Here is a 9,268-nt window from a genome sequence, read left to right as displayed (position 1 = left end):
GGATAATAACTACCCCCGACATGGTTATCGACAAACATGACTGATGAGAGGATTGCAGGAGATTCTGCTACAGTGGTGTAGCAGTAGGTACTGGTGAGCTTATCGAAGAAGTTGAAAATCTTTGGATTGGAAAAATATTTCGAAAGAAGTGATCTTGCACTCTTATTCAAGTACGAAAGAAACCTGATGTAGGAAATCGGATGGTGACGCATAGACTCAAGCGCTGCTTTCCTATCCACTTCATCAGGAGTGGTGTAAGAAGGATTCTCCACCATTACATGGGTATAGAGTTTCTCCATATCATGGTAAAACCTTCTCAGGTTCTGTTCCTCATCAGGGAAGAGGGGAATGAGCTCTTCAATGAACTGTTCAATGTTGGGAAAGAATCTCACCTTGGTATCGCCAAAATGAATACAGTAAAGCAACTCATGCTGAATGATGTCTATGGGTTCTTCCAGGCAGTTGAAAAGGAACCGATGGGCATTGAATCCCTTCTCTCCCCAACCAAAAAGCATAGAGGAGCCTTGGTCGAAGAGTGTATCATCACGACGGAAAGATCCACAGCTTCCCCCTGGATGGGTTGCCTTATCGACAACAGCTACCTTCAATCCCCGTTTTGCAAGCAAGGAAGCAGCACTCAATCCACTCAGTCCACCCCCAACTACCAGAACATCAAAATCCATGCAACCCCTCCTCACAAGGCTTTGCTATGCTCATTAACTATATTGCAAATTGACGCAATCTGCGCTTCATCACGCTCCACTGTTTCTTCACTTGGATGTACAAATCGTTCCTCACCCAGGATAGATGCTCCTTTGGCGGTTTTTCGCATTCTTTGGAAGCATCGTTTTGCTGGTCCTCCGCTACAAGTTGCGATGAAAAACACTCTCTTGGCAGTAAGATCAGTCTGTCTGAGAAAGGAGTACATGGGAGCGCTGGTGGTCTCTGCCCAGATAGGTGTACAGATCAAAACCGTACCGTAGCTCTCAAGTACAGGAACCGGTGGTTGTAATGCAACCTTCCATTTAAGGCTGGCATCTCTACCTGCTCGATAAAACTTGAGGAATCCTTTAGTAGGATATTTTCTTTTTGGATGTATCTGGAAAAGATCAGCACCTAATCTTTCGGCGAGCTGCTCTGCCAAATACTTTGTATGACCTTCCAGTGAATAGAAAACAACTGCAACGGTATTCATGTAGTGAGTGTACCATGAGTTATGCTGGCGGACCATGGGATATTTTACTACCTTGCAACAATGTTTGGGCTGCGTTATAACAGAGCATATGCAGACACTACCCCTTCATATGATCGATTCTCACTTCCATCTATTGTCCATCGAGCGAAAAGGCATCGAGGTTGATTCCCTTCTCAACACCATGCAGGAACACTCCATGGAAGGCATCGACATTGGACTTGAAGCCGATGACCTGACTGCGCGGGCTAAGCGCTTTGCGTCCTACCCCTTTGTGTATCTGAGTGGGGGTATCGGGCCATGGGGAGTGAAAGAAGGGGAACCATCTGTGGAGATCCAGCTGGAAACAATGCAGAAACAGCTCGAGGAAAACAATGCAGTGGCCATTGGTGAGATTGGGTTGGATAATCACTGGGACTACGGGACCAAAACTGCACAGGAAGGGCTTCTCCTCTCACAAATTGAAATAGCAGAACAGAGAAATCTCCCCGTAATCTTTCACAACCGTGAAGCAGACGAGCAGTTCATCACACTGCTGAGAAGTCGTGGCTTCTCCAGACAGGGAGTCTTTCACTGTTTCCAAGGGAGCGAGGAGCTTGCAAAGCTCGCCATCCATAAAGGATTCTTTCTCTCCTTCGCAGGACCTTTAACCTACAAGGCAAACAGGACAATGCAGGAACTCTTTAAGCAGATGCCCCCTGAGCGGATTCTTCTGGAGACTGACAGCCCCTATCTCAGCCCGAATCCCATGAGAGGAAGAGTGAATACTCCCTTAAATATGGAACATATATACCGATTTGCGGCAGAATTGCGGGGTATTGAGCTAACTGACCTGAATCAGCAAGTAAAAACCAACTTCCATTCCTTCCTTAGAGCTTGATCATCCTCCACTTGAGTATGTAGATCTCATCCTTTTCTGCCAATAATGCCTTTACCCCAGCTACAAGATCTGGTACCAGTACCCCACTTTGCTGCTCTGGAGGGATCATGGACAGATACTCTGCAGGGACCACCCATTGCATGGAAGCATCCTGCAGCAAGGGTATTGCCCAAGAGTCGAGGGATGGGGCAACCACTGTTATCACCTTGCGGTCCTGCAGTGTGAGAGCCATACGGTCAGCAAATTGACTACCATGTTCTTCGCTTCCTTTGATGAACACTAAATCACTGGGGAAATAATGAGAGAAGCGTTCTACATCTTCATCCCCTACCAATGCAGTAAGCAGGTCAGGGTATTTCAAATCGTTGAGCATGGTCTCATCATCAATAAGCCAAAATCGTTGAAAAGCACGAGCTTGGTCGGTGCTTCTGCCTTGGCCTACCAGATATGGAGGAACATCGGTGTTTTTCAGTTTCGAACTCACCAAAGGGGAAGCAATGACAAACAGGCTTCTCTCATCTACTTCATCCAACAACTTCCCAGGTTCCGTCGTAAGAGAAACTTCTTCAACCGTGAGGATATATCCTGATTGTAAAAGAGAAAAGAAGAGTTTGGGTCTCTGCACAGATAGCACAGTCTTACTGTAGGGAACATCCACAAGAAAGGTTACCCGGGGCAAGAAGATAGAGAACACCAAGATTGTTGCAATGAGCAACAACACAAGAGACAAGGGCAACACAATCCTTCTATTCATGCCCGAAACTGTACCAATCGTGTTGCCTGCAGTCAAGAAACAAGTGAATACTGGTTGACCACTTTCAGCATATTGGCTACATTTGTAACGAAAAGAACCTACCATCATACAAGGAGTAACCTATGACATCCTATAAAGAACTTGGTCTGGTAAATACCAAAGACATGTTCGCAAAGGCTATCAAGGGTGGGTATGCAATTCCTGCCTACAATTTTAACAACATGGAACAACTTCAAGCAATTATTCAGGCTTGTGTTGAGACCAAGTCCCCAGTAATTCTTCAGGTTTCCAAAGGCGCTCGAGACTACGCCAATATCAATCTGCTGAGAAACATGGCCCGCGGTGCTGGTGAATATGCCAAGGAACTCGGTTGTGAGATTCCCATTGTCCTGCACCTTGACCACGGCGACAGCTTTGAAACCTGCAAGGAATGTATTGACAATGGTTTCTCCTCTGTCATGATTGATGGTTCCCACCTCCCCTATGAAGAGAACATTGCAGTCACCAAGAAAGTGGTAGAGTATGCACACGAGCGTGGCGTAACGGTTGAAGGTGAACTTGGCGTGCTCGCCGGCATCGAAGATGATGTCGTTGCTGAAGTAAGCCACTACACCAAGCCCGAAGAAGTTGTGGATTTTGTCAACCGCACCGGTTGTGACTCCCTTGCCATCTCCATCGGAACAAGCCACGGCGCAAATAAGTTTGAGCCCAGCCAGTGTACCCGCAACGAGGAAGGAGTGCTTATTCCACCTCCGCTTCGCTTCGACATCCTCGAAGAAATTGAGAGACAGCTCCCAGGCTTCCCCATTGTACTCCATGGTTCTTCCTCTGTTCCCATGCAGTATGTAAACATGATCCTGCAGTACGGTGGACAGCTCAAGGACAGCGTTGGTATTCCTGAGGAACAGCTTCGCAAGGCAGCAAAGAGTGCTGTATGCAAGATCAACATCGACAGTGATGGAAGACTTGCAATGACCGCTCTTATTCGCAAGACCATGGCAGAGAAACCCGGAGAGTTCGATCCCCGTAAGTATCTCGGACCTGCTCGCGATGAGCTGAAGAAGATGTACATGCACAAGAACATCAACGTGCTTGGTTCTGCCAATCACGCGTAAGTTTCTATAGTTCTCAAAAGGCCACTGGAAACCCTGGTGGCCTTTTTCGCATATTGCCTAGGGGAGATACTTTGACACGCTTCCTAGGCATGTGTTATATTGTTTTGCGTCGGCCCTTTAGGCTGACTTACCTTCAACGATATGGTTTTCACCGAAAACAAAGGAGCTCGATTGGCTACAAAGGATTTGAGGATCAATAAACAGATCCGTGCACGAGAAGTATTCGTCATTGATGCAGATGGCAATCAAAAAGGTATCATGAGCGTCTATGACGCTGTCGCATTTGCAGATGAACAGGGGTTGGACTTGGTAGAGGTTTCTCCAAATGCAAGACCACCGGTTTGCAAGATTCTTGATTATGGTAAGTATCGCTATGAGCAAGAAAAGCGCATGAGAGAAGCCAAAAAGAACCAGAACATCATCAAGATGAAGGAAATCCGGATGCAGCCCAAGATCGAAAGACACGATCTTGAGACCAAATCAAAGTTCATCGGTGACTTCCTCGACGAAGGGAACAAGGTCAAGGTAAGCATACGCTTCCGTGGCCGTGAACTTGCCCATACTGAATTGGGTAAGGTTGTCCTGGACAAGATACTTGCCCAGCTCACCGAAAATGGTGTAGGGTACAACCTTGACCGAGGAGCGATGATGGAAGGAAGGATGATGAGTATGATCGTCAGTCCCTCCAAGAGTGCTTCTGGATCGGGCAAGAAAAAGAATTAGTAACAGTATCCCGCATGGGATGGTGAATATGCAGCTCCAAGGGGTTCTTGTTCCTTGCGAGCGCAAGAATGGAAGGTGCAATACAATGCCCAAGATGAAAACAAGAAAATCCGCTGCAAAGCGGTACCGTGTGACTGGAACTGGAAAGGTCCGCTATAAAAAGCAGGGTCTTCGCCATATCCTCACCAAGAAGAGCAGCAAGCGCAAGGCCAACCTGCGTGCAACTGGAATCCTAGCAGACATGGAAGCAAAACGAGCTAAATCGATGCTTCCATACGCGTAAGGAGGGTGGGATATGCCTAGAGCAGTAGACGGAACGAAACACAAAGACAGAAGAAAGAAGATTCTTGAGCTGGCCAAAGGTTATTATGGTCGCAGAAGCACAAACAACCGTGTTGCAAAAGACGCAGTTGCAAAGGCTGGGCAGTATGCCTATCGCGGTCGTAAAGAGCGAAAGCGGGATTTCCGCAAGCTCTGGATTGCAAGAATCAACGCAGCTGTGCACGCTGAGGGTCTCAACTACTCCCAGTTCATGCATGGTATGAAACTTGCCAACATCGAGATCAACAGAAAGGCCCTCTCCAATATGGCTATTGAAGACAAGGCTGCATTCTCTGCTCTCGTTGCACAGGTCAAGGTTGCCTTGGAGAACTAACTCCTGGCAAATCGTCCAAACGCTGTAAGGAGGAACCATGTCAGTTGTCGATTCGGTAAAAATGCTTGAACTGCGAACCAAGAAGGCTGCAGGCCTGATTGCAATGCTCCGCAAGGAGAAGGAAGAGTTGCAGGAAAAGTTTGATTTGGTACATGCACACAATGCTGAGCTTGAAGAGTACGTTGAGAGTTTCCAGACGAGCAACAAACTTATTGAAGATAGTATTGCAAACGCCATGGACAATCTGTCTACCATCGAAGGACTGGATGACGTCCCCCTCCTAGATGATGCTCAGATTGAGTTGGAAACCGCAGATGGATTTACCAGTGGTGATGCCCTCATTGATGAGGAAGTCGATCTGGATGCCCTTCTTGAGGACAGTCCCTCTCTCTGATCCTTGTCCAAGTGTTTGGACACTGTCGTAAACGGGGCCCACGGGTCCCGTTTTATTATCTATGCCCCCTTTTACAAAGTGGGTTCTTATTGTACGATGTAGGTGTAGCAGACACCTGCTCTGATATTTGACAAGTTATTTTCCTGCGGTGTGCGCCTGGAGCCATAGTCTCTTGGCTCAACGTACACAAACGGGATGCGGCATAGCTGATTTGCATTGATCCAACTTCCTTGGGAGTTTAACGGAACAGAATTTTCAGCCAAACTGGTTTCCCACTTGAACCTAAGGTTCAAGAGCAATCTCCGGGTACGGCACCGCAGGTTTTCTCTTGCATACAGGAATAAATAATCCATGCCAGAACAACAAGATCCTTTGAAGCATTGTATCTTCATCTCCCTCCCCTCCTCGATGGAACGAGACATTGGTGATTTCCATATCGATAGTTCCATCAAGATTCCGGTCCAACTTCCCGACGGGAAGACCAAGATCGATGCAACGACCGATATATCTATTGAGTTGATTGTTGCCGGAATGTTGAAAATCATCGCCTTCAATTGGGAGCACGAACATGCGTCGTACTACCGTGATTTCGTACTTGCAGTCCAACCAGACGCTCCCGAGGAGCTTACCCTGGCTGCAATAGCCCAAGAAAAGAAAGGCAACTACACATTTGCCGAAGAACTCTTCCTCTCGGTGATTCGACTTGCACCACAAAGTACTTCGTTCATCAACTTGGCCACTCTCTACAGCAGGATGGCTATCCAGGATAGTGAGAAAGGCGAGGTCTATGATCTCTATCAGCAGAAGATGATCAACATCCTGCATGAAGGGCTGGAAGTAGTAGGTGAAGATGCCTCGCTCTATAGCGAAATTGGATTCTTCCACCTTTACCAAGGGAATGTAGAACTCGCTGGGGAATACCTTGAACAATATCTTGAGCTTGCTGAAGAAGGCGAGAAAAAAAAGCATGTCATGAACATCATGAAAGATATCAAAACCAAGCTCAATGATGATGCAAACCTCATGCAGGCCTATGATGCAATCCAGATGAATGATGAAGAGAAAGCACTGGAACTTTTGGCATCCTATATCAAGGACAACCCTAAGGTCTGGAATGCATGGTTTCTCAAAGGCTGGGCACTTAGACGCCTATCGCGCTTCCAGGAAGCTGAAGAAGCATTGGTACAAGCCCTTGCTTGGACAAAAGGAAGCAGTGATATCTATAACGAACTTGCGCTCTGCAGCATTGAAACAGGGAAAGCAGAACTTGCCAAGACCTACCTCAATACTGCAGTAGACCTCGATGATGATAATATTACACTGGTAAGCAACCTCGCATACCTCCATCTCAAGGATGGGGAACTTGACGAGGCCAGGAAATTTCTCGAGATGGCTCGAAGCATCGACCCGAAAGATCCCGTGATCATACAGCTGATGAAGGACTACCAGAACCAGAGTGGAGAGGTCCTCTCCTCCCCTGTTGTTGAAGAGCTTGTCAGTGCAGAAGAAGTCATCACCCAGAGCAAGGAAGAACGCCCCTTCTCCATTCAAGGAAAGGAAGAGACTGACGACATTGAGGCCGCTTTTTCCCTGGAGGATGAGGAGCGATGACCGTCACCACCCACAGTGAAGAGGAGACAAGGAACCTTGGCAAAAGCATAGCAAAGCAATGTAAGCCAGGCACAGTTATCTCCTTACGCGGTAGTCTCGGATCTGGGAAAACCGTATTCGCCAAGGGTCTTGCCGAAGGATTGGGAATTGGGGAAGCCATTGTCAGTCCAACCTTTACACTCATCCAGGAGTATGAAGGATCACTCCCACTTTACCATATGGATCTCTACCGAATAGAAGGCATTGAAGAGTTTGAGATGATCGGAGGGGAGGAGTTGCTGTATGGAAAGGGCGTCACCCTCATAGAGTGGAGTGAAAAGATTGAGGAGCTGCTTCCCGATTCAACAATTTTTGTGCATATTAGAATTATGCCTAACCAAGAAAGAATCATCACCCTTGAAGGGGTCCAACTATGAATGTCCTTGCATGTGACACTGCAACAGCAGTTTTGCACCTTGCGCTTGTCCGATATGAAGAAGACAAGCCGGTTTTCTATGAAACTAGTGCAACCACATTAGGGAACAAACATTCCGAGTTGCTGATTCCCAGGATTCTTGAGCTCTGTGGTCGATGCAACATCGATCTAAAAGACCTAGATTTGCTGGTATGTACCAGCGGACCCGGTTCTTTCACTGGGCTCAGAATTGCCATGAGCACCCTTAAAGGAATCTCTCTTGCGACAGGCAAACCCTTGGTGTCCATTCCAACCCTGGATGTCTACCAAGGGTGCGTCAAAATGTACCCGGGAGCAGTACTTGCAACCATCGATGCGAAAAAACAGCGCTTCTATGCAGCGCTATTTGTGGATGGACAACGCAAAAGTGAAGATCTTGATCTCACTGCCCAGCAGATTGAGCAACTGCTCTCAGGCTATCCTTCCATCCTCCTTACGGGAGCAGATGCATCTCTCCTTGCCCATAAACTCAGCGAATCATTACAAGAGAAAGTGCTTATTGACACCCATGCTGGTGCAAATCTGGCTCTTGTACTCGCGGAGATGGGAAGGAAGCAGTATCTGGAGAGAGGTAGTGACGATGTAGGAAAAGGTCCTTCCTATGTTCGTAAAAGTGACGCTGAAATTGCATTACAAAAGATAATCCATTCTTTGGAGGTTTTACATGATTGAACAAGATGTACTGATCATTGGATCAGGGGTTGCTGGAATGTCCGCAGCCCAATACGCAGCACGTGCTGGTCGCTCAGTTACCCTGTTGGAGTCTATTGCTCCAGGCGGACAGACCATGTACATCGATATGATAGAGAACTATCCCGGTTTTGATCAGCCGATCAGCGGCTATGAAATTGGAATGAAGTTCCATGCCCAGGCAGAAGCTTTTGGTGCAAACCTTGTCTATGCCACGGTCTCCTCACTCAAGAAAGAGGGAGAGGTTTTCACTGCAGAGACAGTTGACGGGGAAACCTATAAGGCAAGAGCCGTTATCTTTGCCACTGGGGCAAAACACCGACATCTGGGAGTTGAGGGCGAAGAAAAGTACAACGGCAAGGGTGTCTCCTATTGCGGTACTTGTGACGGGCCTTTCTTCAAGGGGAAGAGAATCTTGGTCGTAGGTGGTGGTGATACTGCACTTACTGATGCCATCTATCTTTCCAAGCTCAGTGAACACATCACCCTGATCCACCGTAAGGACCGTTTCAGGGCACAAGATCATCTGGTTGAGCAGATTGAGCGTAACAAGAACGTTGAAATTGTCATGCAGCACACCGTTGAGCGCATCAATGGAGATGGAGAGAAAGTCACATCTGTCCTGCTCAATGACCTGGCAAACGACAAGCAGTATGAACGTGAATTTGATGCAGTCTTCATCTTTGTCGGGATGATTCCACAGACGGAACTCCTTGACAAATCAGTGCTTGATGAGAGCGGATATGTTCTTACCAACGAGCGGATGGAGACCTCTATTCCTGGTCTGTATGCTGTAGGAG

Annotated in this window: 13 protein-coding genes; 10 read left to right on the top strand and 3 right to left on the bottom strand. The window is 47.3% G+C overall.

Annotated elements, in window-relative coordinates:
• Nucleotides 1-683, bottom strand: a 683-nt coding sequence (locus tag JF818_RS02060) for an NAD(P)/FAD-dependent oxidoreductase (RefSeq protein WP_198890333.1), incomplete at its 3' end; no start/stop codon positions are given.
• An 11-nt stretch (nucleotides 684-694) separates the two neighbouring features.
• On the bottom strand, nucleotides 695-1,195 hold the full coding sequence (locus JF818_RS02055) for a flavodoxin (protein WP_198890332.1): 501 nt from the start codon (nucleotides 1,193-1,195) through the stop codon (nucleotides 695-697).
• Nucleotides 1,196-1,283: 88 nt separating this feature from the next.
• Between JF818_RS02055 and JF818_RS02050 the strand changes: the two genes are divergently transcribed.
• On the top strand, nucleotides 1,284-2,072 hold the full coding sequence (locus JF818_RS02050) for a TatD family hydrolase (RefSeq protein ID WP_198890331.1): 789 nt from the start codon (nucleotides 1,284-1,286) through the stop codon (nucleotides 2,070-2,072).
• Here JF818_RS02050 and JF818_RS02045 read toward each other — a convergent pair.
• Nucleotides 2,062-2,826: a hypothetical protein gene (locus JF818_RS02045; RefSeq protein WP_198890330.1), complete on the bottom strand. Its 765-nt coding sequence runs from the start codon at nucleotides 2,824-2,826 to the stop codon at nucleotides 2,062-2,064. The genes JF818_RS02050 and JF818_RS02045 overlap by 11 nt on opposite strands.
• Nucleotides 2,827-2,948: 122 nt before the next feature.
• Between JF818_RS02045 and JF818_RS02040 the strand changes: the two genes are divergently transcribed.
• From JF818_RS02040 to JF818_RS02000, 9 genes are all read left to right on the top strand, one after another.
• Nucleotides 2,949-3,941, top strand: coding sequence for a class II fructose-bisphosphate aldolase (locus JF818_RS02040; protein WP_198890329.1), 993 nt, complete (start codon nucleotides 2,949-2,951; stop codon nucleotides 3,939-3,941).
• A 171-nt stretch (nucleotides 3,942-4,112) separates the two neighbouring features.
• Complete coding sequence (gene infC / locus JF818_RS02035) at nucleotides 4,113-4,664, top strand: translation initiation factor IF-3 (protein ID WP_198890328.1); 552 nt, start codon at nucleotides 4,113-4,115, stop codon at nucleotides 4,662-4,664.
• A gap of 85 nt (nucleotides 4,665-4,749) precedes the next feature.
• Nucleotides 4,750-4,947 (top strand): 50S ribosomal protein L35, encoded by a 198-nt coding sequence (gene rpmI / locus JF818_RS02030; RefSeq protein WP_198890327.1) that lies wholly within the window; start codon nucleotides 4,750-4,752, stop codon nucleotides 4,945-4,947.
• A gap of 12 nt (nucleotides 4,948-4,959) precedes the next feature.
• Complete coding sequence (gene rplT / locus JF818_RS02025; RefSeq protein ID WP_117329800.1) at nucleotides 4,960-5,319, top strand: 50S ribosomal protein L20; 360 nt, start codon at nucleotides 4,960-4,962, stop codon at nucleotides 5,317-5,319.
• Nucleotides 5,320-5,356: 37 nt separating this feature from the next.
• Complete coding sequence (locus JF818_RS02020; protein WP_198890326.1) at nucleotides 5,357-5,713, top strand: hypothetical protein; 357 nt, start codon at nucleotides 5,357-5,359, stop codon at nucleotides 5,711-5,713.
• Between the two features lie 351 nt (nucleotides 5,714-6,064).
• Nucleotides 6,065-7,324 (top strand): lipopolysaccharide assembly protein LapB, encoded by a 1,260-nt coding sequence (locus tag JF818_RS02015; protein WP_198890325.1) that lies wholly within the window; start codon nucleotides 6,065-6,067, stop codon nucleotides 7,322-7,324.
• Nucleotides 7,321-7,740, top strand: coding sequence for a tRNA (adenosine(37)-N6)-threonylcarbamoyltransferase complex ATPase subunit type 1 TsaE (gene tsaE, locus JF818_RS02010; RefSeq protein ID WP_198890324.1), 420 nt, complete (start codon nucleotides 7,321-7,323; stop codon nucleotides 7,738-7,740). Before JF818_RS02015 ends, tsaE begins: the two co-directional genes overlap by 4 nt.
• On the top strand, nucleotides 7,737-8,450 hold the full coding sequence (gene tsaB / locus JF818_RS02005; protein ID WP_198890323.1) for a tRNA (adenosine(37)-N6)-threonylcarbamoyltransferase complex dimerization subunit type 1 TsaB: 714 nt from the start codon (nucleotides 7,737-7,739) through the stop codon (nucleotides 8,448-8,450). Before tsaE ends, tsaB begins: the two co-directional genes overlap by 4 nt.
• A partial coding sequence (locus JF818_RS02000; RefSeq protein ID WP_198890322.1) for an NAD(P)/FAD-dependent oxidoreductase occupies nucleotides 8,443-9,268 on the top strand: 826 nt, incomplete at its 3' end. The genes tsaB and JF818_RS02000, both read left to right, overlap by 8 nt.

This window comes from Sphaerochaeta sp. S2, assembly GCF_016406725.1.
Classification (GTDB): Bacteria; Spirochaetota; Spirochaetia; order Sphaerochaetales; family Sphaerochaetaceae; genus Sphaerochaeta.
Note: the sequence above shows the minus strand (reverse complement) of the source record. Positions and strands in the feature narration are given on the sequence as shown.